Consider the following 25851-nt stretch of genomic DNA (forward strand, 5'->3'; position numbering starts at 1 on the left):
GAAGCCCTTTGCCCATCCTACAATGTTTATTTTGCTGTAACCACTCAGTTTGTCTGAGTAGTTACCTCTTTAGTAACATTTACTACTAAAACGCACACCCTGATTTAACACCTAGTTTTTTCAGGATAATTGCCATCGGACAAAACCCTGTAAACGCAGATTGAAACAAATTAGCACCCACAAAAGCGGTAAACCAAAGCCAGCTAACGGAATGATATTGTGATAACCCTAGGCTGATTAATATAAACGCCCCTGCTACCGCAAATACAATACGATCGATACTCATTATTTCTACCTATTTTAAACGGACTACGCCCATAAATTTTAAAATCATTTTTTCATAATAAGGCTCGCTGATACCATTGCGAATTTTGCGCATAAAGTATTTCTCAAAGCCTATTTTTGCAAAATGCACCCATTTTCCTTCGCTAGACCAAGTTGTATTTCGCGGTGGAATTTGCGGAACTGCTAAAAATGCAATCCCTGTATCACCCATATCAGCTAGACATAAAGCATTTAAACTCGGTTTATCAGCAGGTTCTTTCCCTGCCAGCTCATCGCGGATATTATGCGCTGTTGCGGTCACCATCGACTCAATCATATAACCTGTTTTTGGCGTCCCCACCGGTAACGGTGTTTTTTCTACAGGGGGTAATGCAATACAGACACCTACCGAATAAACATTCTTAAAGGTTGGGTTACGCTGATAATCATCAACTATGATGAAACCACGCGGATTAATCAAACCTTCTGCTTTTGTATGACGCACAGCATCAATACCTGTGAATGCAGGTAGCATCATCGAATGTTTAAACGGCAGCTCATGCTTTTTCTTATCTGCACCGCTTTCATCCACTTCAGTGACATACATCATGCCCTCTTCGATTTTATCGACTTTGGCATTGGTGATCCAGTTGATGGTTTTTTCACGCAAGGCACTTTCCAGCATTCCCTTGGTATCTCCAACACCACCCAAACCTAAATGTCCCACATAAGGTTCTGAAGTGACAAAAGTCATCGGCACCTGGTCACGAACTTTACGCTTGCGTAGCTCTGTTTCAAGAATCATTAGATATTCATAAGCGGGTCCAAAGCACGATGCTCCCTGTACGGCACCGACAACAATCGGGCCCGGATCCTGCATAAATTTCTCCCAGTCCTGTGCAGCTATAGCGGCATGATCCACATGACAGACAGAGGAAGTATGCCCATCAGGCCCAAGCCCCGGCACTTCGTCAAAAGCTAATCTTGGTCCTGTAGCAATAATCAAATAATCGTAATTAACAGCAGAGCCATCGGCTAATTCAACTTTATTATTTTCAGGATCAACATTAGTTGCTGCTTGCTGAATAAACTCTATGCCTTTTTTCTCAAAAACCGGTGCGAGTTCAATTTTAAGTTCTTCTGGCGTACGCCACTTTGGTGGCACCCAAGGGTTAGAAGGAACAAAATGAAAGGTAGGTGAATCAGAAATCACTGTGACTTGATGGTCATCGCTGATATTTTCTTTCATTTCAAAAGCCATTGGCACACCGCCAATTCCTGCACCTAAAACAACTATTCTAGCCATAATAATTCCCCGTTCTGTTGCTGCACTATAAATGCGCTACAGTCTATTAATAAAATCAAATTTGTAACTACTCAGGCATGCTGAGTAGTTACAGCAAAATAAACACTGTAGGATGGGCAAAGGGCTTCATCTGTGCCCACCAACGAAAACATGATGGGCACGTCGTACCTCCTTTGCCCATCCTACAAACGCTTGTTCTATCATGATATTTTTTTATCAAATACCTGCGTCTCTGGTGCCTGGCTGGAAATATACAAAAATTTATCGTTATTATTCGACTTTGCTGTAACGATCATATTATATTAGCATTTAATTATATAAAATAAAAATATCACTTGATTAATATATTACCTAAATCCTGCAAGCATTATACATAATAATCCACAAAACTCCTTATTAAACAATGATATAATATCATTTTCCTGATTTCACTATCTCATTGTTTTAATGAAGCCCTCTAAAGTATCAAAATCCTCATCTCACGTAAGAAACCGTACCCGAACGGTAAAAATGACATCTACAGCACATGGATTGACAAGCCAGGCGGGACTGATTCCCGTCGTGAAATATTTAGACAGGATAGGTTTTGAAAAAACCGTAAAACAAAGCGTTCCACATCGGCGGGGTGAAAATGCAGACCATCACTTATCTGATGTGGTTCTATTGACGTTGGTTGGCATGATGGGGGGAGCAACATCAATGGCAAAGGTGACGACCGTATGGGCAGATAGCGTACTGCGCAAAGTAGCTGGCTGGATAAAGATTCCTGTTGAAACCACAATTTTACGGATCTTTAAAGAAGTAAGTGATAGGCAGATAAGCCAGTTTGAAACGCTCACGCATACTTTGCGTGGTCAACACTGGCGGCGATTGCTTCGTTCCGGAAAATCGAAAACTGGCATACAATCCGTCCAGTGGGTCGATGTCGATTCAACTGTGGACACCGTTTGTGGTCGACAAGAAGGAAGTGCCAAAGGCTTCAACCCCAAAAAGAAAGGTGCCCGTTCATACCATCCACAACGAATAAGGTTAGATTGTGATCGCGAAGCGAGCCACAATCTGAACCGTTTGTTGGACAAGCCCGGCACGATAGTAGGAATTCATTTAATGCGCTCTATGAAAATAGCTTTTTGTTGATCAGCCCGACTGATGAATCGAACCTCTGTTTTTACCTGTTTAACTGAACTTTGAGCGTTGTCCATTGCAGTCAACTCTCAAAGTCCAAGTATCGGAGCAAAATTCTGCCTTAATCTCCGATTTTAGCCCAAGCAACTCCCTCAGCATTTAATCCGCTGATAGCCTGGGTCGAAGTGTTTAAATTTACATAAGCGCTAGTGATTCCAATTGTTAAGTTGGCAAAGGCTGAAACATTATTTCCACCCTGGGTATTTGCCGACGCCCAACAACCATCGCCCCGCCACAACATTTGCAACTGAATGCCGGCCGTACTTTGAGTGCACGCAATATCTTCGTCGGGTCAAACTTTAGCAGGGAGTGAATCAACTTAATAACACCCTTGCTATTCGGATGTAAAAAGCCATAATTGCGCGCACGACGAAAGCCTTTAGGCAAAACATGTTGCAGCACCAGCCACAGAAATTTAGCCCCCGATACCGTTTTGGTTTGATAGCGTTTGGTTTTGCTGTCTTGATAACGGTAGGTTACTTTGCCATTTTGGCAGGATAAGATATCCTGTTCACGAATCACACCACGATACAGGTATCGACCCAGATATATCAATGCTTTATCGCCTGCACCGACAAACTTACAATCGACCACCCATTTTTCCGGAATAGCTGTGGGAAATGGCAACTTTTCTTCGTTCATACGCGCTAGCATCTTTGCACGAAATACTTTTGCTAGTGCTTTATGATGAAACAGGTATTTGCCTTCCTTAGTGCGCCAGAGCTTCTTGATTTTATCCACGATTGCCGCAGGCATAATGACATGAATATGCGGATGATAATTTAATTCGCGTGAGTGTGTATGTAAGACAGCAATCGCCCCGGCATCGCCTTGCAACTGCTTATCATTTTTACTAAAACTCTGTAAAGTCGCCCAGGCACAGTCAAACATCATACTGTAAAGTAACCGCGGATGCTGCCTGGCTAACGACCTTAACTGCGCAGGTAAGGTAAAGGTATTCATAAAATAATCAGCAGGGACTTGTTTTTGTACCTGTCGTTCAATCCATTGTTGACTCTCATGATGTTGACAATGCGGGCAGTTACGCTGGCCACAGGAATGAGGCACAAAGGTTTGATAGTCACAGTCTGCACAGTTAACCTGCATCACAGGACTCAGCTGTGTCCGACAGCTCTTCATGGCATGTAATGCACTGATCTGATTGGAGCGTAAACGAGATTGATACTCGCTTAAAAAGTCAGACTGAAATTGATCAATCACTGCAGCTAGGGTTATCATGAAATCTGCCCCCAGTGAATAGAAAAGTCATTGACTAACTGATTAATGTGCAGCTCTGCATTCTCATCGGTAATATCGGTCAAATGCGTATAGCGAGCCGTGGTTACTAAACTGGTATGGCCCAGAATCTTCTGCAACTCAACTAAATCAACCCCGGCTTCTAACAGGTGAGTGGCGTAACTGTGGCGCAGCGAGTGGCAGGAAATCTTTTTTTTAGTCCCATTTCTTGCGTCACAAGACGGATTGTCTTCTGGATGCCACCGCGATCAAGGGGGGATTCAGCAAGATGTGCACCTTTTAGACCCCGGGCACGGTTGGGAAATACCAGCACTGGATTTTTATGCACAGCCCAAAACTTACGCAACACCTTCAAGGTATTCACAGGCAAAGGCACAAGCCGATCCTTATTGCCTTTGGCATTGCGAATATGTACCCGCATGCGTGTCGCATCAATATCACCTACTTTCAGGCTTAAGCCCTCGCCCAAACGTAAACCTAGACTGTAAATCGTAAAATAAAAAACTCGATAGCTTAGATTACGGGTCGACATAAACAGTTGTTGTGCTTCAACCACAGTGACAATATCGGGTATACGCGTACATCGTGGTGGTTTAATCATTAGCACATCAACCCACGGCTTTTGTAGCACATGTGTATAGAAAAACTTGAGACCATAGAGATCTAGTTTCACGGCACTCCAGGAAAGGCGGCTTAAAAGAGCATGAAAATAATCCACCAGTTGATCTTGCGTTAAGTTATCCAGATGCCCCTGAAAGTGTTCCCCGATACGGCGAATAGCGCGTGAATAAGCGTCAATGGTTTTGGGTTGCAGTCCCTTAAGCTTTAAATGCTTACAGTGCTGGATATAATAATGGTTGAATTTAAGCTCTATCGATGGTGTCATAACAGTGTAACCTCATTATTGTTAGTTGGATGAGCTTACAAGTTACCTGTTATGCATATAACAGGCAATGAGGTTACACTTTAAATTTAAGGGATGCGCTGTTTTTCTCCGCGATAGCGGCTTCGTCCAACTCGCTTTTCTAGCGGAAACAAAAGAAATTTTACAAGCCTGGTTCCGGACAGGCAATGCCTTTACAAGCAATGGTGTTGTAGAATTTACCAAACAGTTACTTGCACACTTGCCCAATCGGATGCGCATTATTTTTCGCGGTGACAGTGGTTATTTTGTCGGTGATTTGCTTGAATTTCTCGATACCAGAGGGCATGGGTATCTAATAAAGGTTAAACTTAAGAATTTGAACGCATTGCTGGCCAAACAGGCCTGGACAGCCATACAAGGCCGACCCGGTTGGGAGCAGAGCGAGTTTCAATATCGTTGTGGTGGCTGGTCTCGCTCTCGTCAGTTTGTCGCGGTCAGGATAAAGCAACCTAAACAAGTGACAGGACCTCAGTCCGAGCTTTGGGATACGGCAGAATATGACTATTTTTGTTATGTAACAACTGAACCTCTATCGCCTTGGCAAACACATAAGAAGTATGGTGAACGAGCGACGTGCGAAACATGGATTGAAGAAGCAAAATCACAAATGGGTTTAGGTAAAATCAGAACGAATCAATTTCTGGCTAATGCCGCATTATTTCATTGCGCCGTTCTTGCCTACAATACCGTGCGCTGGATGGCTCAATTGAGTGGCAACAAAACGTTGTGCCAATGGGAGCCGGATACACTTCGTACTTATCTGATTCGGGTGGCTGGAAAATTACTCACAGGCAATAATCAGCTGAGAGTCAGAACACCTGCAGATCCGCTCTATCCACAGGAATGGGATGATTGGGTTAAGGTGGGGTTACTCGCTTAACATTAACCGAAGTTAAGTCACTTTGATTAAAAGGTCATGGCACGTTGGCAGGGTGTTTATTGCCTTGGGCTCGGGGGATATCCATACGATACAAAAAATTTCCTCTATTTATGATTTAAATCTGGATATTTTGATCGGTTGGACAAAGAGGGCTGGCAAAGCGGCAGTAAAAACCTAATAACCACTTAGCTAGACAGGTTAATGAGAGTCAAAATATGGGCTTGCAGGATTTAGGTATTAGCATTCCCTAAAATAGAGTTCAACTTTTTTTACTAATTAAATACCTGCACTATTCTTATATGTGCAGCTATTTTATACAACGTTTTTTCCTGGTGCCCTAATGACTCAAGAAAATCATGCTACAGAGACGGTCAATCCGATCGTGCTGTTTTCTATCAACCACCCGAAGATAATTACCTGGTTAATGACTATCATTACCGTTATTATCATTGCGCTGGCAGCCCTGCCTAACTTTTTTCCTGAAAAGCTGGCATTTCTGCACACCATCAAGGTTGATACCGATCCTGAAAACATGCTCTCTGATGACGAAGCTGTGCGTGTTTATAATAAAGACATGAAGGCCGAATTCAGCTTAAGCGATATCGTTGTTGTCGGCATTACCAATAAACAACATGCTAACGGAGTTTTTAATAGCAAATCCCTGGCCAATATCTATGAGCTAGCGCAATTCTCCCTTGGCATTAAGTGGCCTGATGAGAAAAACCCGGGGAAAACTGCCGGAGTAATTGCGGTAGACGTGCTTGCGCCTTCAACTGTAGATAATATAGAACAAGGCGGCCCTGGCACAGTAAACTTTAGCTGGCTAATGCCGGAACCCCCTAAATCAGATGCTGATGCGCTGCTGATACGTGATCGTGCCCTGAAGATTCCCTTTCTTAATGGCACTTTGGTCAGCGATGATGGCGAAGCGATTGCTTTATACCTGCCGATTACCAGCAAAAATATCAGCTATCAGGTGCGCGAACAATTGCTAGCTAAAATTGCTGAATTTACCGACTCTGAAGAAGAGTACTATATTACCGGCTTACCCGTCGCACAGGATACTTTCGGCGTAGAAATGTTTAAGCAGATGGCAATTTCTGCACCCCTTGCGATGTTAGTCATTTTTTTACTTCTCTGGTGGTTTTTTAAGCGGCTGATTTTTGTCACTTCGCCGATGATAGTGGCCATGGTCTGCGCACTTTCAACAATGGGTGTGCTAATTATTTCCGGGCATACCATCCATATCATGAGCTCGATGATTCCCATTTTCATCATGCCCATTGCTATTCTGGATGCCGTGCATATCCTGTCAGACTTTTTTGATCGTTATAATACAATTCGTGATAAGCGCAAAACCATTATTCATGTCATGAATGAATTATTTACACCGATGTTAATCACCACCTTAACCACGATTGCAGGTTTTGCATCATTAGCTTTAACACCCATTCCTCCGGTGCAAGTTTTTGGTATCTTTATTGCAATTGGGGTATTTTTAGCCTGGATCTGGTCTGTGACTTTTATACCTGCGTTTATCGTTTCGATTTCGGATGAAAAACTGGCGAGTTTTATAACGACTAGCGATGCCGAAGCAGAAAGTACAAAGACATTCATGGCTCGCCTGTTAGCGAAAACTGGGCAATTTACTTATAACCATGCCTTACTTATCCTGTTATTTACGCTGGCATCAGTCGGGGTAGCCGGTTACGGTATTAGTAAAATCAATGTCAACGACAACCCGATTAAGTGGTTTACTGAATCACATATTATTCGCGTGGCTGACCGGGTATTGAATGAGCATTTCGGCGGTACTTATATGGCCTATCTTGCACTAGAAGTTGATCCTGACGCTACGACTAATACGGATTTTAAACCCGCATTATTAGCGCGTTTAGATCAGGCACAGCTAGACGCTATTGCAGATGAATATGCCAACGGTGAGAAAATATTCGATTTTGTGAAATTAACCATCGTAGGCCATGCAGGTGATCAGGAAAGTCTGAGTCAAGCAATCAATAACACCATAGATCAAGGCCTGGATTCAGCGACTGATGAAGAATTCGACACCTGGGATCAGGTGCAATTATTTATCGACAGCGAGCGCCAGCGTAGCGAAATTTTCAAACAACCAGAGACACTGACTTATTTAGCCGACTTACAGAACTATATTAATAGCCTGAACGTCGTCGGTAAGTCTAACAGTCTGTCGGATGTGGTAAAAACAGTGCATAGGGAGTTATTACTAGGCAAACAGGAAGAATTTAGAATTCCTGATTCCTCAAGTGCCATTGCACAGACCTTAATTACTTACCAGAATAGCCACAGACCTCATGATTTATGGCATTTCGTGACCCCTGACTTCCGTAAAAGCAGCCTGTGGATACAGATGACCAGTGGTGATAATCAGGATATGTCTTATGTAGAAGAGCAAGTAGCGGACTACATCGCCAGCCACCCAATGCCCTATAATTTGCAGGCTAACTGGTTTGGTCTGACGCATATTAATGTTGTCTGGCAGGATAAAATGGTTTCTGGTATGTTTGAATCATTTGCCGGTAGTTTTATCGTCGTACTGATTATGATGGTTTTGCTATTTCGCTCATTTGCCTGGGGCTTATTGTCCATGGTTCCGCTAACAGTCACCGTTGGCCTAATTTATGGCATTATCGGCTTGATAGGTAAAGACTATGATATGCCCGTTGCAGTATTGAGTTCACTGAGTATCGGTTTAGCGGTAGACTATGCTATTCACTTTCTCAGCCGTGCACGTGAATATACTGCTAGATATGGTTCCTGGGAAGCAGCCATTGAACCTTTGTTCAGTGAACCAGCTATGGCGATTGCGCGTAATGCCATTGTTGTTGGCGTGGGCTTTTTACCACTACTCGCCGCGCCTCTGGTTCCTTACCAGACCGTTGGGGTGTTTATTGCTGCTATTCTATTTATGGCAGGTGTGAGTTCATTATTGATTCTTCCAGCTTTAATAACGCTGATGCCAGGGGTTTTCTTTAGAAACCTTAATAAATCCGCATAATTTCGGGCTGGTTCCCACGCTCTGCGTGGGAACGAAAATTTTTTGTATCATCAGGAGATTATTATGACTTTAAAACAACTTATTTTAGGCTTAGGCACCACTCTGGCCTTAAGTGCTGCTTTTGCAGAAACCCCGAGTGTAGATGATATTATTCATCACACTAACTACACTTCGTACTATCAGGGCCAGGATGGTAAAGCCAAGGTAAAAATGACCATTACCGATGCGCAGGATCGCACGCGTAGCCGTGAGTTTGTTGTGTTACGCAAAGATGACACTACTTCGGATAATATTAAAGACCGTTCTTATGAAAGCGACCAAAAAATGTATGTTTACTTCAAGCGCCCTGCGGATGTCAACAAAATGGTCTTTATGGTAATAAAAAAACTCCAGTCAGCTGATGATCGCTGGCTCTATTTACCAGCACTGGACCTTGTCAAACGAATCGCAGCATCAGATAAACGCACTAGCTTTGTTGGCTCTGATTTTCTTTATGAAGATATATCAGGTCGTAATTTGGCTGATGATACCCATACTTTAATAGGCACTGATGATAATTATTATATCGTTGAAAACACTCCGGTTAACCCAGACGAAGTTGAATTTTCAAAGTATATTATGTATATCCATAAAACCACTTTCTTGCCTATTTCAACTGAATATTATGATAAGCAAGGTGAAAAATATAAAACCTATACCGCGCTAGGAGTTGAAACAATTGCAGGCCATCCGACGATTACTAAATCAGAAGCTAAAAACATGAAAACAGGCGGCAGTACTTTGATGGAATACAGCTCGGTTGAATATGATGTGGGTATCCCAGATGATATTTTCAGCGAACGTAACCTAAGAAAACCACCCAGAAAATTATTACGCTAATACCTACATTATGAAACGTAGAATGGGTAGAACGTAGTGACACGAATGAGTCACGCAGGAACCCCATCACTATCCATTTGATGGGTTTTAGGTTTAGGCTATCGCCTATACCTGCTACCCATCCTATAAATCTAAACTGTTTCGCAACTTTATATCATGCGCTTATTCTTTATTTCATTTACTCTTGTACTGATTTCTTTAAGTGAAATAACCCTGGCCGAGCCTCCGCTCTTACCTGCCGGGCTGGAAAAAGAAACCAGCGCCCCTGCACTTCCCGCAGGGCTTTCACCCAGCTCCGCTCCCAGTTTACCCGCAGGATTAGAGGCACCAAAAAGCAGTGCACCTGCTCTGCCCTCGGGGTTAAACACCCCGCTTCCACTACCGGGTGGTCTGGAATCAGGCAGCTCACCCAGTTTACCGACTGGTCTAGATACTGCTCCTGCATTACCCACCGGGATAGAGCAAGCAGAAAGTAAACCGGCTGATCAAACAGAAGAGCAAGAAAGCTTCAATCTATTTGATGCCGAAGAGCCGTTTATCAATTTTAGCGGTTTCTGGGATATACGCGGCGGTGTGCGCACGCAAAATGATCCCTACGAAGATCAATTTTCATTAGGTGAAACACGTTTACAGATCGGCTTACAGAAAGATATAGGCCCTGTTGCCATTAATGTCGTCACCGATTTTCTCTACGATCCCATTGCCCTTAACCAGCATGTAGACCTACAAACAGGAAATGGCTGGGTAGATTTACGCGAGGCCAACCTAGCCTTTAGCCCTTTTTCCTTTATGGATATAAAATTTGGCCGGCAGATACTCACCTGGGGAACGGGCGATTTGATCTTTATTAACGACTTATTTCCCAAAGACTGGCAGGCTTTTTTTATAGGTCGTGACCTGGAATACCTAAAAGCACCTTCTGATGCGTTAAAAACTTCTTTTTTCACGGATTATGTGAATCTGGATTATATATACACTCCCTGGTTTAATGCAGACCGCAGCATTACCGGCGCAAGAGTTTCTTATTACAACCCTATGCTGAATTCTATTGCCGGACAAAATGCCATTATTGAGTCGGAAAGGCCCGATGAGGGAGAACACGCCCTGCGACTATATAAAACGATCAAAGGTAAGGGAGATGGAAAGAAATAATCATCCAAACGAAGTAAGCTTGTGTCTCAATAATTTATAATAATGAATTCTGAATTTATTCTCACACTAGGCAGATAAGCTTGTTGATATTAACAGATAGCATTATAGGTTGGATTATAAATACAGCCCATCGTTTAAAAGGCTCGGTACGTCGTATATTCATGGCTGAAACGGTGGAGCTACTAGGCTCAGGTGGTGCAAGTATTGCTGAAGAAAAACTAGGATGGAATAGAGGCACTATCCGAAAAGGACAATATGAACTTGAAACTCAGCCCATAGAAGATAATTTTTCAGCGAGAGGGCGTAATAAAAGTGAAGAGCATTTTCCTCATCTACTTGATGACATAAAAAAAATTGCTGAACCGGAGTGTCAAACGGATCCCTCTTTTAATTCCTGTCGATTATATACCCGGCTAACGGCTAAAGAAGTTAGAAAACGTTTACTGGAGATTGATTATTACGATGAAAAAACATTACCTTGCTCAAAAACTATCAATACAAAATTAAATGACCTGAGTTACCATCCAAAAAAGGTACAAAAAACAAAGCCTCATAAGAAAATCAAGGAAACGGATGCAATTTTTGAACAAGTTCATTCAGTCAATGGAATGGCAGATATCAACCCAAAAGAGATTCGTATATCAATTGATGCCAAAGCAAGAATGAATATAGGAAATTTTTCACGGGGAGGACGAAATCGGGTTTTAACAAAAGCAGAGGATCATGATTTAGATGTTAAGGAAAAGTTAACTCCTTTTGGTTTTTATCTGCCTGAACATGATGATTTTTTCCTTTTCTTTACAGCAGGCTATGCCAGCAGTGATTTCATCGTTGACCGATTGGAAGAAATTTGGCCAGAAATTCAAGAAAAATATGGAGTAGATATTCTGACAATTAACGCTGACAATGGTATGGAGAACAGTAGCTCCAGAACTCAGTTTATAAAAAGGCTTGTGGAGTTTGCTGAAAAAAGCAACATAAAGATAAAACTGGCCTACTACCCTCCTTATCATAGTAAATATAACCCAATTGAACGAGTATGGGGAGCCTATGAAAATCATATTAGTGGCGACATAATGGATACAGTTGAAACAACTTTAAAATTTGCCAAAAGTATGACCTACAATGGCAAAGCACCTATTGTTAAATTAACAGAAAAAATATATGAAACAGGAGTAAAGGTAGGTAAAAAAGCAATGAAGACGTATTATCAGTTTGTTGACCGAATGCCATCGTTGGAGAAATGGTTTTTGACCATTTCTCCTGGTTGTTCTGGATGATTATTTCTTTCCATCTCCCTGATGTCTAAATCAATCATTTTTGCTCTCAATGTTGCACCTTTCATCGGGCTTCCATTGTCAGAATGAATCACCAACTGGTTTTTATCTATTTTTTCTCGGCAGGCAATATCTTCTATCAAATCAGCGGCATGAGCACTTGATTCACAATCATGAACCTGCCAGCCGACTGTTTTCCGGCTGTAAATATCCATCACCATATACAAATAGTAGTATTGCCCCTTTACCGGGCTTAATAAATAGGTAATATCCCAGGAATAGATTTCATTGGCTGCAGTCGCTTTTAGTGACCGGGGTTTCTTACGCTGAGCTGCTGTCCCTTTACCTCTGTGTTTAAGTTGATTATACTCTTTCATTACTCGGTAAAATGTTGATTCTGATGCAATATATTCACCGATGTCTAATAAAGTAGGCACTATTTGGTAAGGGGTTAATGTGCTATATTCAGGCAAATTAATAACCCTTAGTATGTCTTGCCTAATAACATCTGATAACTTGTTGTGCGCAGGAGAATCATTGTAAATTCTTTGGTCTTCTGATAATTTCTTCCCCTGGTTCCACCGTTGATAAGTACGAGATGCAATGCCAACAAGCTCACAAGCCAGATGCTGTCTTGCGCCATTTTGTACCGCCTCGTCAATGAATGCACAGTATTGCTTGCGATCTGGGTAGGAGATCAAGCGACCTCCTTTTCCCCCCAGATCGCTTGGCACTTTTTTGATAATACCAGTAAGGCGGCTGTTTCAGAGAGCGCTCTATCCTTGCGATTGAGCTCTTTCTGTAAGCGTTTGTTTTCTTGTTTAAGTTTCTTTTGTTCTTGCCTGGAAACAGAATTAGATGCTTGCTTTTCTGATAAAAAATCTGATTTCCACTCCTTCACATGATGCGGGTAAATTCCATTTTCTCGGCAATATGAGCTAAGCTGCTCGCCGTTCAGGCTGTGGCAGTCCATTACGGCCTCAAGACGTTGTGCTTTAGCCCAATCCTGAGGGCTTTTTTCTTTTGACATACTTGTTTCGGGTTTCTCTAATTTATTCTTCTTGGCTAAGTGGATCCATCTTTGAAGTGTTGAATAACCAATACGTAAATCATCGGCAATAGTGTTAAGCGTTTGATCAGATCGTCTGGATAATGCTTTTTCTACAGATTGTACTTTGAATTCCTGATTATATAATGCCATTTCTGTCTCCTAAAATAAAATTTTACAGGCGACAGGTATGTTGACATAGGGGGAGATCGCAGAGAAAACACATTGGATCACATATCAAATGTCCGTCGAATAAATGGGCATAACAAAGCATTTTCAGCCGGACATTTTGCTCTGCTGCGCGCCGTAAAATCCCGCTGGAATGAGACGTTAGACATATATTCAAGCATAATACTTTGATTGATTAAACCTATTAAAACAATCGGAATAATCAATTTTCACTATCCTATAAATACCGTTACTATAGCTACTGTCAATTCTAAAAAGCGAGGAAAACAGATGAAAAAGAAACTAACTACAAACGCAGGTTGCCCTGTATCAGACAATCAAAATGTTATGACCGCTGGCCCACGAGGTCCTCAATTATTGCAAGATGTTTGGTTCCTAGAAAAAATGGCGCATTTTGATCGGGAGGTGATACCAGAGCGACGTATGCATGCAAAAGGTTCAGGTGCTTATGGGACATTTACTGTAACCCATGACATTACAAAATATACCAAAGCAAAAATATTCTCTGAAGTGGGTAAGCAAACTGAGTTGTTCACCAGATTTACAACCGTTGCCGGTGAGCGTGGTGCTGCCGATGCTGAACGAGATATTCGAGGCTTTGCTATTAAATTTTATACCGAAGAAGGTAACTGGGATATGGTTGGTAACAATACCCCCGTTTTCTTTTTACGTGATCCCTTAAAATTCCCCGATCTTAATCATGCAGTAAAACGTGATCCACGCACAAATATGCGTAGTGCCCAAAATAATTGGGATTTCTGGACATCGCTTCCTGAAGCTCTGCACCAGGTCACAATCGTCATGAGTGATAGAGGGCTTCCAGCGACTTATCGGCACATGCATGGATTTGGTAGCCATACATTCAGTATGATCAATGCTGACAATGAACGTGTTTGGGTTAAGTTTCACTTTAAATCTAATCAGGGCATTGAAAACTTAACCGATCAAGAAGCAGAGGTAGTGATTGGTAAAGACCGTGAGAGTCATCAGGCAGATTTATATAATGCTATTGAAGAGGGTAATAACCCTTCATGGGTTTTAAAAATTCAGGTTATGACGGAAGAGCAGGCAGAAAGCTCGCCTTACAACCCTTTTGATCTGACTAAAATTTGGCCACATGCGGATTATCCGTTAATCGAAGTGGGTGTAATGGAGTTAAATAAGAACCCTGAAAACTTTTTTGCGGAAGTTGAGCAATCGGCGTTTAACCCTGCCAATGTTGTCCCAGGTATTAGCTTCTCTCCAGATAAAATGCTACAAGGACGCTTGTTTGCTTACGGTGATGCACAACGCTATCCCTTGGGGGTAAACCATAATCATATACCCGTCAATGCACCTCGTTGCCCTGTTCATAGTTACCATCGTGATGGCGCTATGCGTGTTGATGGCAACTTTGGTGGCACTATTGGTTATGAACCTAATAGTAAAGATGAGTGGCAAGAACAACCAGACTATTCTGAGCCTACAATGAATTTATCAGGTGCTGCAGGTCATTGGGATCATCGTGAAGACGATGATTATTATTCACAACCTGGTGAATTATTCAGGTTGATGAGTGCTAAACAAAAAGAAGCTTTATTTAATAATACGGCTGAGTCTATTGGTGGTGCATCGGTTGATGTTCAGAAACGTCACATTGGTCATTGCTTAAAGGCTGATCAAGCTTATGGTGCAGGTGTAGCTAAGGCTCTTGGTCTATCTTTAGATGATATTTGAACGTAAAAAAGCCTAACAAAATTAGAGAATAATAGAGAGGAGATTTCTAGTTTTACTCAGAGTTTACCAGCAATAGAAATCTAACATTAGGAAAAGCAGACACCAAATGCAGTTCCTAAAATAATCATCGTATAATAATTTTTTTATTCAACATATCGATATTTTTCGGTAATTTGATTGATACCATCAACTGTATAAAGGATACATCAATGAAAAGCATATTAAAAATTTTAACTTTGATACCTCTCACTCTTCTCGGTATTTTTACAATAGTTTCCTATATAAAAGCCAACCCAAATCCCTATCCCGATAGCAAGGCTGATTCAGAAATTCCAATTTACACAGAAATTGAGCTTGCCCATGAGCATAATTATAATGGTGAGAAATTCTTACCAATACTAGCTTCTGCTGCCATTGATATCGATAATAATGGGGTTTCAGAGCTATTTTTAGGCGGAGGAGAAAATCAAGATGATGTACTGTATGTATTTTCAAATAATGCATTTGAACCACATTCAGCCATAAAATTTGCTAAAGATAATAATGACGCTACCTATGGCGCTTCTGTTGTCGATATTAATAATGACGGTCTTGATGACTTGTTACTTGCCAGGGAAAGTGGGGGGTATATTTACTACAACACTGGAAATTCATTTAAAGCAAAAAAGATAGATCTTCATCTAAATGAAAAATCACGCGCTGTTTCATTTGCCCTAGCTGACATTAATAATGATGGCCATATTGACCTCTATGTGAGTGCCTATTTGACCAGAACAAAAATGGAAGGACAAAATATCTTTAACAAGGAAGGATATGGTGGGTCGAGCGTCCTACTCTTAAATAACGGCGATGATAGTTTTTCAGATATTACTGAACCCGCTGGAATGACTTATATCCATAATACCTTTTTAGGTATTTTTGTTGATATGGATGATGATCTGGATTTAGATCTTGTGGTTGCTCATGATACGGGGAAAGTGAAAATCTGGAAGAACAATGGTGACTTAACCTTCACAGACGTACAAACTCCTTTCTCAAATGTATACGGCTATCCAATGGGAATCGGAGCGGGAGACTACAATAACAACGGTAAAATTGATTTTTATTTTTCGAATATTGGACCAACGGCTCCTAAATTTTTAGCCAAAGGTGATTTAACCGATGACCAAGTCTTTTATACAGATTTAATGCTTATGGAAAATACGGGCAATATGACTTTTATAGATTCATCCAGGAAAGCTCTATTGAGTGACTATGAATTTTCCTGGGGAATCACTATGGCTGACTTAAATCTTGATGGTCAACAAGATATATTAATCTCTGAAAACTATGTGGATTTACCTTTTAATGAATTTTTTAAACTACCCGGTCGTATGCTTTTACAGAAAAATGACCAAACATTTGCATCAGTTGAGTCTGAGGCGGGTGTTGAAAATAGAAAATATGAGATAGCTCCTTTGCTTGCTGACTTTAATGGCGATGGATATTTAGATCAAATCAGAGTAAATCTGGCTGGAAAATCAAGAGCATTTCTTTCAAACGGTGGTAAAAACAAATATCTAAGAGTTAAATTGCCATCAACAGCTAAAATGTTTGGCAGTAAAGTGACAGTGACGCTCAGTGATGGGTCAAGCTTAACCGATTGGCATATCTCTGGAGAAGGTTTGTGTTCTGACCAAGAACATGTGCTCACATTTGGATTGGGGGACTCTTTAAAAGCAACCAGTGTTTCAGTTTTAATGCCCAGTGGCAATACCCTTTCTAAAGAAGTGAATTCAGTCAATGAATTAGTGGTGTTTGAAAATGAATGATTATTTAGCAAAACTTAAATTTGGGTATCGGTTTTATATCTATCTCGGTATTTTAGGAAGCATACTGGTGGGTATCGGCGAGTATTTATTGCATTTTAGCCCACTAGGGCCAGCGGGTGAAATAGATATGCTCTTAAATGTTCCGCTTGCCAGAGCAAGGACCGGACATTTCTTTGCGATTGCAGGTGTCCCGTTCTATTTTGCGGGTTATTATGGCCTGTTAAAATTATTTCGCAGTTCAAATGAGTTTTATGCAAAATGCCTTTTTGTATCTGGCACTTTATCTTTCACTGTTGGGGGAATATGGATTAGTTCTAGGTACTTTGGTGCAGTGGTACTGCAAAAAGCTATTAATGGCCCTAACTACGACTATTTCTTTTCACAGTATGATGAAAATTACCAGATTTTAGTTTGGGCTCTAAGAATTCTAGTTGCTCTGCTTTCATTGTTTTATGTTTTATCTGTCTTAAAAAATAATTTTAATTTGCCCAAATGGCTAGCTATTTTTAATCCTATTGTTCTTTTGGGGCTAATAATATCAACCTTGTTTTGGTTGAAACCAGTAGGAATTCATATTGCTCCCATTGCGATGAATATGACCCACTTTATCTTTTTTTCCTTACTGCTCATTTTTGCCAAACCCTCTAAGCCAATAGATTAAATATGATAGATATACTGATTAAAGCATTTCGTGTTTTTGCAGAAGGCTTTGCGGCATTAGACTGGTTTTGGATAGCCTGGGTTTATTTGTTGATACTCGTCAATGGAATTCTGCCGATAATTTTTCTCCCTAAATTTACGGCGATCATCGTGCTTGTTTCAGCTATTATTGGGCTTTTTATGGGTTTAGTATTAACACACGCGCTGGGTTTTTCAAAAATATTAGGTTTAATGCACTTTCCATGGATACCTATGGTTTGTTTTCAGCTCTATTATTTGAATCAACAAAATTATTCTTTAAATAGTTTTCATGATTATTGGCTAGTTTCTTCGCTTATATTATCTTTACTTTCCTTGATAATAGATTTTAAAGATGTTTATGAGTTTTTACTGTCTTCGAGAAAAGTTTGAGCCTAGATCAGCATGCTGAATTTATAAGAGATATTTTTTGCCTTAGGCACCTGGAAATAAATAATCGTCCAATATTTGGGCCGGATTTTTGTTTGTCATCGGTGCTGTAGCAATGGGCGCATAGCTGGCTACGTAACCATTGCTACAGTGCTGATGACGGACAAAAAGACCAGCAAGGGTGGATGATTATTTGTTTCCAGGTGCCTTAGTTTAATGCGTTTTTGAATGTGTGATTTAATTGACGCATACACTTATACGTTAAGTTAAGTTAAGTTAAGTTAAGTTAAGTTAAGTAAAACAAAAGAATAATATGGAAAAGTCGATTAAATTACTGATACGAGACCACATTACCTGCACTAAAAGGAGAGCATAATGATGAAGACCCTGAACCTTGCTGGCTTATCTTTACTTACGCTCCTGCTCGTGGGCTGCTCTTCAGCACCGACATTAATGCCGGCCCCGAACATCTACACCGATGGTGGAAGCTACCCCGAGGCGAATGTTCCTGCGGACTTGAAGAGCAACAAGGTCGATTTGCTATACGTCACTGACCGTAAACCGGAGGCTACCGATAATAATACGCTGGAATATGGAACGGGACGTTCAGCATCAGTGGGATTCGGCTCGGCGATCGTAGAGATCGGAAACAACCTGAGCTGGCAAGAGCTGGTCGAAATGAGTGAAACTTCTTCTCGCTCAACTTCGCCCGCAATTAAGGTTACATCACGAACTGAGCTGGGTCGGTTTCCACCGACCCCACATCCGTTTCAGATGGACGATGGGGTGATCAAAGAAGACCCCGACGTAATCGCCGAGTACGACAAAATGGTCGCGCAATTTCGCCAGGAGATCGATAGACGAATGGCGCAGAGCGGTGTGAATGAAGTTCATATCTTCGTTCATGGCTTCAGTAATACCTTCGACTGGTCTGCTGCTTCACTGGCGGAGCTTTGGCATTTCTTCGGACGCATAGGGGTACCTTTGCTTTATTCTTGGCCAGCAGCACATGGGGGGCTATTTGGGTATTTCGCTGATCGAGAATCCGGAGAATTTACAATCTACCATCTTAAAAACTTAATCCGAATGCTGGCATCGTTCCCAGAGGTGGAACGGATCAATATTCTGGCCCACAGTCGTGGTACTGACGTGGCAGCCACGGCACTCCGAGAGTTGATCATAGAAGCCAGAGCTGCAGGTAAGAGCCCGTACGAGCTCTATCGAATCGAGAATTTAATTCTGGCAGCTCCAGACCTCGACTTCGACATTGTGCGGCAACGCCTTATAGCGGAGAAGGTTGGCCCAGCATTTGGACAGATAACCGTTTACACCACAGATTCGGACAAGGCGTTGAGTATTTCACAGACACTGATGAGTGGTGTCCGCTTAGGGCGAATTCATACCACCGATCTTGGTGAGCAGGAACAAATGATATTCAAGGCAATAAAGAATGTCGCTTTTATCGACGTGGATGGTGTTCACAGTTTTATTGGTCACGCATACTATCTGGGCAATCCAGCGACGAGTTCCGACATAATTCGGATCATTAATGGCGGATACAAACCTGGTAGTCAGGAACGGCCGTTGATTCACCGAATACTGAATTTCTGGGAAATGCCGGTTGGTTATCCCGGTTCAGTAGACTAAATAATTAAACAAATACAAGCTCAGCGCCAACCTACGCGTTTTGGTATCATCTTAATTATCTTGTGAAAACAGTAAGCTTTTGATTTCATTATGTCAAGATCAGATGTTCTGAAGATACTGTGCCAGCTTGCGCTGTGTTAAAAGTGCATCGCCTGTGATTGTTTACCCTCAATATCCTCTAGGGATTCCATGACTGGAATGAACATCCCGGCTACCAACTTAAAGCGGGACAGATCCTCATGTAAAAAAGTAGGGTGGGCAACGCTTTTCTGCCCACCGTGGTGCAGCCTTGGTGGTGGGCAGAAAGGCGTTGCCCACCCTACGAGCTATAAACTGTCCCGTCTTAAGTGTATAGCCAACATCCCTATTTCATTCGTTTGTTTGAGTTCATCTCCCCCTTCTACAGGCAAAGTTCCTAATACTGCTTACTTAAGAAACAATACTTAGTAAACAACACCTTATAATCGTAGCTTGGGTTAGCTTATCAAGCGAAGCGCAGATAACGTAACCCAACATTTTCATGTAAATCAGCGTGTGGCATTGGCCTGTCTGGTGACCTACAACACCCATAATATGAGTTTGGCGACCTTCATCATCAATGGCGCTACGCATGGTTTTACCATCATCCTAGAAAAATCAGTTGAGTGCGAATTTATAGTGCAAGATATTGAATTAATATAATACTTTCAAAAAATCTTAGCTCCACCATAGGTTAAACGGGCATTTTTTGGAAGTGCGGTGGAATCAAGAGCTTGTGCTAGAAACCGTGAGCAACTGATTTTTCTAGGTTAAAGGACTGGCAGTGCTACATAAACTAAAGTAAGTATTGGTATGCTATATCAAGCCGGTCGCCTTACGACATTTAAAGCTCTCTCGCGCTTTTCCCCTAAATCATCGGTTCAGCCACTGATTGCTTTATAGCCTTCCATTCCACATAATACTGCACCCGCTGAAATGGCCAAAATCCAGGGTAATGAATGACGTTGCCCTTGTTTGCGCCGTGGATCGGGAATGTCAGCAAAAAACTCGGGTAAGATTCGCATTTGATCAGCCATTAGCATGATTTTCGGTGCTCCATAACAATAAGAAGGGTCAAGAATAGGTTGAGATAATCGAGCTTGAGAACCCGATGATAAAGGACGTACAAAGATTTGCTTGGGTTGTTTCTGAATTGAGCTGTAGCCCTTGGTAGTACGATGAAACCCGCACGTCTCACCCATGCATATTCTTATGATCATGAACCCCCATTCTTATGATCGTGAACACCTCCTTTATTCACGCATTGGCTCAGGTGTATTTTTACTCTAAGGGAGATGGAAAGAAATAATCATCCAAACGAAGTAAGCTTGTGTCTCAATAATTTATAATAATGAATTCTGAATTTATTCTCACACTAGGCAGATAAGCTTGTTGATATTAACAGATAGCATTATAGGTTGGATTATAAATACAGCCCATCGTTTAAAAGGCTCGGTACGTCGTATATTCATGGCTGAAACGGTGGAGCTACTAGGCTCAGGTGGTGCAAGTATTGCTGAAGAAAAACTAGGATGGAATAGAGGCACTATCCGAAAAGGACAATATGAACTTGAAACTCAGCCCATAGAAGATAATTTTTCAGCGAGAGGGCGTAATAAAAGTGAAGAGCATTTTCCTCATCTACTTGATGACATAAAAAAAATTGCTTAACCGGAGTGTCAAACGGATCCCTCTTTTAATTCCTGTCGATTATATACCCGGCTAACGGCTAAAGAAGTTAGAAAACGTTTACTGGAGATTGATTATTATGATGAAAAAACATTACCTTGCTCAAAAACTATCAATACAAAATTAAATGACCTGAGTTACCATCCAAAAAAGGTACAAAAAACAAAGCCTCATAAGAAAATCAAGGAAACGGATGCAATTTTTGAACAAGTTCATTCAGTCAATGGAATGGCAGATATCAACCCAAAAGAGATTCGTATATCAATTGATGCCAAAGCAAGAATGAATATAGGAAATTTTTCACGGGGAGGACGAAATCGGGTTTTAACAAAAGCAGAGGATCATGATTTAGATGTTAAGGAAAAGTTAACTCCTTTTGGTTTTTATCTGCCTGAACATGATGATTTTTTCCTTTTCTTTACAGCAGGCTATGCCAGCAGTGATTTCATCGTTGACCGATTGGAAGAAATTTGGCCAGAAATTCAAGAAAAATATGGAGTAGATATTCTGACACACACGCTGACAATGGTATGGAGAACAGTAGCTCCAGAACTCAGTTTATAAAAAGGCTTGTGGAGTTTGCTGAAAAAAGCAACATAAAGATAAAACTGGCCTACTACCCTCCTTATCATAGTAAATATAACCCAATTGAACGAGTATGGGGAGCCTATGAAAATCATATTAGTGGCGACATAATGGATACAGTTGAAACAACTTTAAAATTTGCCAAAAGTATGACCTACAATGGCAAAGCACCTATTGTTAAATTAACAGAAAAAATATATGAAACAGGAGTAAAGGTAGGTAAAAAAGCAATGAAGACGTATTATCAGTTTGTTGACCGAATGCCATCGTTGGAGAAATGGTTTTTGACCATTTCTCCTGGTTGTTCTGGATGATTATTTCTTTCCATCTCCCTAAGCCAAATCGGAAAATATTATGGTAGATTGGGTGTGATGTTTTTTTAAAAAACTGACTTTTCGTTCAGGCACTAGTTATAGACGTACCAAAGGTAAAGTAATCTCGATCCGGATTCTCGATAAATACTGAATAGGTACGTGCACTGTCAGCATTATTACCAATAAATTTAGAAGTTATTTCGCGACCATGACCTTCGAATTCATGATGCCATTCGCCCCTAATCTGAGGAATAAGCACACCCCAGGGGACATCAAAGTTATAGGCAAACAATGCGCCTAAGGTTGTTTTTAGAGATGTTAGGTTCTGGGCATCGTATCTAGTAGCCCATCCCTGTCCACTGGCAGGGCCTAATTCGGCCTCATCATAGGCATCTATATCAGTCCCGATATACCCTACGCTCACATACGGCTCAGCTATCAGGCGTTGATAATTAAAGGTATAGCTGGAACTTAAATTAAATCCATACTGGCGTCCATCGGGGGTGCCTTCTAGTGTCGCATTAACCCCGGTATAATTGACATTACGTGTAATATCGTAATTATTCCCCCCATAAAAGGCTAAACCATCAATATAGAAATTATCGGTAATATAATAGCTGGCATAAATGGCGCCATTAAATAAGTCCGTGTGTAGATCTCCGCCGTTACTCACATAATCACCGTTAGTACTTAAGTAGGTAAAAGCGGTTCCCACAATCAAATCTTCCGTCACAGCATAGTCAAGGCCTAAAGTTACGCCTAGATTATTATAGTTATAGCCCTTAGACTCCTGAAAGGTTGAGTCGACAGTACCAAAACGGAAAATTCCATTTACCCATAAGCCAAGTTTACTATAGTCATCCGCACTGGCAGCCCCCTTATTGATGCTCGATATTCCCGTTGGCTGTAGAGCATTACCATTATCGTAGAACTGAAAATTATTGGCTCTTGTTGTGACTCCCTCATTTCGGAAAGACACCATACGGCTCATCACCGATTGATTAGCACTGCTGGTTTTGCTAGCTGAAGTTTTATTGGCATTAGTCCCTGATGCACCCGTTTGCTCTGGTGATATTATCTGTACTTGTTCTGTTTGTTCAATAGGACTGGAACTGAGTAAGGCATTACATTGAGTATTAAAAGCCAAACTATTTCCCGAATCTCCACAACTCGCGGTAATTGCATCATACATCGACCCTCCAGTGCCATTCACACCAGGAGGTGGCGTAGCTTCCAGGGCTGCCTGAAGTGTTGCATTCCAGACGAGCGTTAGGAAAACGCAGAAAACAATGTACCGAAACATTGAAGACACACGGGGTAATTTATACGGATAGTTTGCTAAAATTATTGTTGATTTCATTTGCATTCTCCCTATTAGGTCGTTTCAAATGTACTGTTCATTTTTAGCATAGCGCTATGGTTTAACTACTTTCCCTGAGCTTATTAATACAAAGGTGGCTTGGGAAGAACCAGAAATTTGTTCAAAAACTGCTTGATATCTACCAATATCCCCTACTGAATCAGAGATTGAAATACAAGGAATCCTTAACCTTAAAAGACTAGTTTCAGGATCTCCAATAATTGTTTCAGAGCCTGCCTGACACATCTCAGTTTCAATAGAAGCTCCATCTATTTCTCGAGCTTCATTGATCGTATAAGCAAGTGGTTCATACTGAGGGGTGATAGCTAATATTGAAGTGACTAATTCAACAATTTTACTTCTGTCCTGAAATTCCATATCCAACTCATTTAAAAACAATTAGATACGCACAATCTGGCCTTGGTGTTGGCACTACAGATTTTTTTATTTTGAATTAAAGCTAAATCAATGTTTTTTTAACACCTCCTGGCTGCGCTGAAATTTCCAGTGCTTTATAAATAACGGATTGTCGCGGCTCTGCATTCGTCGCTTTCCTTAGATGAATGGTTTTTCCATCTTCCCGCCGTAAAATAACGGTAATGCGCTGCTGGTTTTCCATGATCCGTCGAATTGTTTGCCAGCTATCACCTAAATCCTGCAAGCCCATATTTTGACTCTCATTAACCTGTCTAGCTAAGTGGTTATTAGGTTTTTACTGCCGCTTTGCCAGCCCTCTTTGTCCAACCGATCAAAATATCCAGATTTAAATCATAAATAGAGGAAATTTTTTGTATCGTATGGATATCCCCCGAGCCCAAGGCAATAAACACCCTGCCAACGTGCCATGACCTTTTAATCAAAGTGACTTAACTTCGGTTAATGTTAAGCGAGTAACCCCACCTTAACCCAATCATCCCATTCCTGTGGATAGAGCGGATCTGCAGGTGTTCTGACTCTCAGCTGATTATTGCCTGTGAGTAATTTTCCAGCCACCCGAATCAGATAAGTACGAAGTGTATCCGGCTCCCATTGGCACAACGTTTTGTTGCCACTCAATTGAGCCATCCAGCGCACGGTATTGTAGGCAAGAACGGCGCAATGAAATAATGCGGCATTAGCCAGAAATTGATTCGTTCTGATTTTACCTAAACCCATTTGTGATTTTGCTTCTTCAATCCATGTTTCGCACGTCGCTCGTTCACCATACTTCTTATGTGTTTGCCAAGGCGATAGAGGTTCAGTTGTTACATAACAAAAATAGTCATATTCTGCCGTATCCCAAAGCTCGGACTGAGGTCCTGTCACTTGTTTAGGTTGCTTTATCCTGACCGCGACAAACTGACGAGAGCGAGACCAGCCACCACAACGATATTGAAACTCGCTCTGCTCCCAACCGGGTCGGCCTTGTATGGCTGTCCAGGCCTGTTTGGCCAGCAATGCGTTCAAATTCTTAAGTTTAACCTTTATTAGATACCCATGCCCTCTGGTATCGAGAAATTCAAGCAAATCACCGACAAAATAACCACTGTCACCGCGAAAAATAATGCGCATCCGATTGGGCAAGTGTGCAAGTAACTGTTTGGTAAATTCTACAACACCATTGCTTGTAAAGGCATTGCCTGTCCGGAACCAGGCTTGTAAAATTTCTTTTGTTTCCGCTAGAAAAGCGAGTTGTGGATGGTATGAACGGGCACCTTTCTTTTTGGGGTTGAAGCCTTTGGCACTTCCTTCTTGTCGACCACAAACGGTGTCCACAGTTGAATCGACATCGACCCACTGGACGGATTGTATGCCAGTTTTCGATTTTCCGGAACGAAGCAATCGCCGCCAGTGTTGACCACGCAAAGTATGCGTGAGCGTTTCAAACTGGCTTATCTGCCTATCACTTACTTCTTTAAAGATCCGTAAAATTGTGGTTTCAACAGGAATCTTTATCCAGCCAGCTACTTTGCGCAGTACGCTATCTGCCCATACGGTCGTCACCTTTGCCATTGATGTTGCTCCCCCCATCATGCCAACCAACGTCAATAGAACCACATCAGATAAGTGATGGTCTGCATTTTCACCCCGCCGATGTGGAACGCTTTGTTTTACGGTTTTTTCAAAACCTATCCTGTCTAAATATTTCACGACGGGAATCAGTCCCGCCTGGCTTGTCAATCCATGTGCTGTAGATGTCATTTTTACCGTTCGGGTACGGTTTCTTACGTGAGATGAGGATTTTGATACTTTAGAGGGCTTCAT

20 protein-coding genes and 3 pseudogenes are annotated in these 25851 nt (G+C 41.5%); 12 read left to right on the forward strand and 11 right to left on the reverse strand.

Features of this window, described 5'->3' with window-relative positions:
• Positions 1-85: 85 nt before the first annotated feature.
• Together ACQY3F_RS17085 and ACQY3F_RS17090 are read right to left on the reverse strand one after the other, a co-directional pair.
• Entirely contained in the window at positions 86-286 is a 201-nt protein-coding gene (locus ACQY3F_RS17085; protein ID WP_428356148.1) for a YgaP family membrane protein, read from the reverse strand.
• A 9-nt stretch (positions 287-295) separates the two neighbouring features.
• On the reverse strand, positions 296-1570 hold the full coding sequence (locus ACQY3F_RS17090; RefSeq protein WP_428356149.1) for an NAD(P)/FAD-dependent oxidoreductase: 1275 nt from the start codon (positions 1568-1570) through the stop codon (positions 296-298).
• 447 nt (positions 1571-2017) lie between these two features.
• Between ACQY3F_RS17090 and ACQY3F_RS17095 the strand changes: the two genes are divergently transcribed.
• Positions 2018-2707, forward strand: coding sequence for a transposase (locus ACQY3F_RS17095; protein ID WP_428353770.1), 690 nt, complete (start codon positions 2018-2020; stop codon positions 2705-2707).
• A 210-nt stretch (positions 2708-2917) separates the two neighbouring features.
• Here the strand turns inward: ACQY3F_RS17095 and ACQY3F_RS17100 are convergent, their stop codons facing one another.
• Entirely contained in the window at positions 2918-3994 is a 1077-nt protein-coding gene (locus tag ACQY3F_RS17100; protein ID WP_428352924.1) for an IS91 family transposase, read from the reverse strand.
• A pseudogene (locus ACQY3F_RS17105) lies at positions 3991-4898 on the reverse strand (tyrosine-type recombinase/integrase). Before ACQY3F_RS17105 ends, ACQY3F_RS17100 begins: the two are co-directional and overlap by 4 nt.
• Positions 4899-5025: 127 nt before the next feature.
• On the opposite strand from ACQY3F_RS17105, the pseudogene ACQY3F_RS17110 reads away from it, so the two are divergent.
• The 5 genes and pseudogenes from ACQY3F_RS17110 to ACQY3F_RS17130 all read left to right on the forward strand — a co-directional run.
• Positions 5026-5817, forward strand: a pseudogene (locus tag ACQY3F_RS17110) (IS1380 family transposase); the annotation flags it as partial.
• A gap of 340 nt (positions 5818-6157) precedes the next feature.
• On the forward strand, positions 6158-8854 hold the full coding sequence (locus ACQY3F_RS17115) for an efflux RND transporter permease subunit (RefSeq protein WP_428356151.1): 2697 nt from the start codon (positions 6158-6160) through the stop codon (positions 8852-8854).
• 63 nt (positions 8855-8917) lie between these two features.
• On the forward strand, positions 8918-9733 hold the full coding sequence (locus ACQY3F_RS17120) for an outer membrane lipoprotein-sorting protein (protein WP_428356152.1): 816 nt from the start codon (positions 8918-8920) through the stop codon (positions 9731-9733).
• Positions 9734-9889: 156 nt separating this feature from the next.
• Positions 9890-10885, forward strand: a complete 996-nt coding sequence (locus tag ACQY3F_RS17125) for a hypothetical protein (protein WP_428356153.1) — start codon at positions 9890-9892, stop codon at positions 10883-10885.
• Positions 10886-10968: 83 nt separating this feature from the next.
• Positions 10969-12165 (forward strand): ISAzo13 family transposase, encoded by a 1197-nt coding sequence (locus ACQY3F_RS17130; RefSeq protein ID WP_428352931.1) that lies wholly within the window; start codon positions 10969-10971, stop codon positions 12163-12165.
• On the opposite strand, the gene ACQY3F_RS17135 is transcribed toward ACQY3F_RS17130, so the two are convergent.
• Together ACQY3F_RS17135 and ACQY3F_RS17140 are read right to left on the reverse strand one after the other, a co-directional pair.
• Positions 12096-12863, reverse strand: a complete 768-nt coding sequence (locus ACQY3F_RS17135) for a DDE-type integrase/transposase/recombinase (protein WP_428356154.1) — start codon at positions 12861-12863, stop codon at positions 12096-12098. The two genes, ACQY3F_RS17130 and ACQY3F_RS17135, sit on opposite strands and share 70 nt — an antisense overlap.
• Positions 12860-13363 (reverse strand): transposase, encoded by a 504-nt coding sequence (locus ACQY3F_RS17140; protein WP_428353680.1) that lies wholly within the window; start codon positions 13361-13363, stop codon positions 12860-12862. The genes ACQY3F_RS17135 and ACQY3F_RS17140 overlap by 4 nt, the downstream gene beginning before the upstream one ends.
• Before the next feature lie 207 nt (positions 13364-13570).
• On the opposite strand from ACQY3F_RS17140, the gene ACQY3F_RS17145 reads away from it, so the two are divergent.
• The 5 genes from ACQY3F_RS17145 (at position 13571) to ACQY3F_RS17165 (ending at position 19641) form a co-directional block, all read left to right on the forward strand.
• Positions 13571-15115, forward strand: a complete 1545-nt coding sequence (locus tag ACQY3F_RS17145; RefSeq protein ID WP_428356155.1) for a catalase — start codon at positions 13571-13573, stop codon at positions 15113-15115.
• A 209-nt stretch (positions 15116-15324) separates the two neighbouring features.
• Positions 15325-16926, forward strand: coding sequence for a CRTAC1 family protein (locus ACQY3F_RS17150; protein ID WP_428356157.1), 1602 nt, complete (start codon positions 15325-15327; stop codon positions 16924-16926).
• Positions 16919-17587, forward strand: a complete 669-nt coding sequence (locus ACQY3F_RS17155) for a DUF6796 family protein (RefSeq protein WP_428356158.1) — start codon at positions 16919-16921, stop codon at positions 17585-17587. Before ACQY3F_RS17150 ends, ACQY3F_RS17155 begins: the two co-directional genes overlap by 8 nt.
• A 2-nt stretch (positions 17588-17589) precedes the next feature.
• The gene (locus ACQY3F_RS17160) at positions 17590-17997 is read left to right on the forward strand and encodes a hypothetical protein (RefSeq protein ID WP_428356159.1); all 408 of its coding nucleotides are present in this window, start codon (positions 17590-17592) and stop codon (positions 17995-17997) included.
• A 372-nt stretch (positions 17998-18369) separates the two neighbouring features.
• Positions 18370-19641, forward strand: coding sequence for an alpha/beta hydrolase (locus ACQY3F_RS17165; protein ID WP_428356161.1), 1272 nt, complete (start codon positions 18370-18372; stop codon positions 19639-19641).
• Positions 19642-20540: 899 nt separating this feature from the next.
• Here the strand turns inward: ACQY3F_RS17165 and ACQY3F_RS17170 are convergent.
• Positions 20541-20879: a transposase family protein gene (locus ACQY3F_RS17170; protein WP_428356162.1), complete on the reverse strand. Its 339-nt coding sequence runs from the start codon at positions 20877-20879 to the stop codon at positions 20541-20543.
• Positions 20880-21051: 172 nt separating this feature from the next.
• On the opposite strand from ACQY3F_RS17170, the pseudogene ACQY3F_RS17175 reads away from it, so the two are divergent.
• Positions 21052-22247: pseudogene (locus tag ACQY3F_RS17175) on the forward strand (ISAzo13 family transposase).
• 85 nt (positions 22248-22332) lie between these two features.
• Here the strand turns inward: ACQY3F_RS17175 and ACQY3F_RS17180 are convergent.
• From ACQY3F_RS17180 to ACQY3F_RS17195, 4 genes are all read right to left on the reverse strand, one after another.
• Positions 22333-23607 carry an autotransporter outer membrane beta-barrel domain-containing protein gene (locus ACQY3F_RS17180; RefSeq protein WP_428356164.1) on the reverse strand — a complete coding sequence of 425 codons (1275 nt, stop codon included), beginning with the start codon at positions 23605-23607 and terminating at the stop codon, positions 22333-22335.
• 54 nt (positions 23608-23661) lie between these two features.
• Complete coding sequence (locus tag ACQY3F_RS17185; RefSeq protein WP_428356166.1) at positions 23662-24006, reverse strand: hypothetical protein; 345 nt, start codon at positions 24004-24006, stop codon at positions 23662-23664.
• Positions 24007-24067: 61 nt separating this feature from the next.
• Entirely contained in the window at positions 24068-24274 is a 207-nt protein-coding gene (locus ACQY3F_RS17190; RefSeq protein ID WP_428356167.1) for a hypothetical protein, read from the reverse strand.
• A 215-nt stretch (positions 24275-24489) separates the two neighbouring features.
• Positions 24490-25851: an IS1380 family transposase gene (locus tag ACQY3F_RS17195; RefSeq protein WP_428352972.1), complete on the reverse strand. Its 1362-nt coding sequence runs from the start codon at positions 25849-25851 to the stop codon at positions 24490-24492.

The sequence above is a fragment of the Methyloprofundus sp. genome (assembly GCF_965251085.1).
GTDB lineage: Bacteria > Pseudomonadota > Gammaproteobacteria > Methylococcales > Methylomonadaceae > Methyloprofundus.

Coding starts and splice junctions, on each gene's coding strand:
- ACQY3F_RS17085 (WP_428356148.1), bottom strand. CDS start 286: ATGAGTATCGATCGTATTGTATTTGCGGTAGCAGGGGCGTTTATATTA.
- ACQY3F_RS17090 (WP_428356149.1), bottom strand. CDS start 1,570: ATGGCTAGAATAGTTGTTTTAGGTGCAGGAATTGGCGGTGTGCCAATG.
- ACQY3F_RS17095 (WP_428353770.1), top strand. CDS start 2,018: ATGAAGCCCTCTAAAGTATCAAAATCCTCATCTCACGTAAGAAACCGT.
- ACQY3F_RS17100 (WP_428352924.1), bottom strand. CDS start 3,994: ATGATAACCCTAGCTGCAGTGATTGATCAATTTCAGTCTGACTTTTTA.
- ACQY3F_RS17115 (WP_428356151.1), top strand. CDS start 6,158: ATGACTCAAGAAAATCATGCTACAGAGACGGTCAATCCGATCGTGCTG.
- ACQY3F_RS17120 (WP_428356152.1), top strand. CDS start 8,918: ATGACTTTAAAACAACTTATTTTAGGCTTAGGCACCACTCTGGCCTTA.
- ACQY3F_RS17125 (WP_428356153.1), top strand. CDS start 9,890: ATGCGCTTATTCTTTATTTCATTTACTCTTGTACTGATTTCTTTAAGT.
- ACQY3F_RS17140 (WP_428353680.1), bottom strand. CDS start 13,363: ATGGCATTATATAATCAGGAATTCAAAGTACAATCTGTAGAAAAAGCA.
- ACQY3F_RS17150 (WP_428356157.1), top strand. CDS start 15,325: ATGAAAAGCATATTAAAAATTTTAACTTTGATACCTCTCACTCTTCTC.
- ACQY3F_RS17155 (WP_428356158.1), top strand. CDS start 16,919: ATGAATGATTATTTAGCAAAACTTAAATTTGGGTATCGGTTTTATATC.
- ACQY3F_RS17160 (WP_428356159.1), top strand. CDS start 17,590: ATGATAGATATACTGATTAAAGCATTTCGTGTTTTTGCAGAAGGCTTT.
- ACQY3F_RS17165 (WP_428356161.1), top strand. CDS start 18,370: ATGATGAAGACCCTGAACCTTGCTGGCTTATCTTTACTTACGCTCCTG.
- ACQY3F_RS17170 (WP_428356162.1), bottom strand. CDS start 20,879: ATGATCATAAGAATATGCATGGGTGAGACGTGCGGGTTTCATCGTACT.
- ACQY3F_RS17180 (WP_428356164.1), bottom strand. CDS start 23,607: ATGAAATCAACAATAATTTTAGCAAACTATCCGTATAAATTACCCCGT.
- ACQY3F_RS17190 (WP_428356167.1), bottom strand. CDS start 24,274: ATGGGCTTGCAGGATTTAGGTGATAGCTGGCAAACAATTCGACGGATC.
- ACQY3F_RS17195 (WP_428352972.1), bottom strand. CDS start 25,851: ATGAAGCCCTCTAAAGTATCAAAATCCTCATCTCACGTAAGAAACCGT.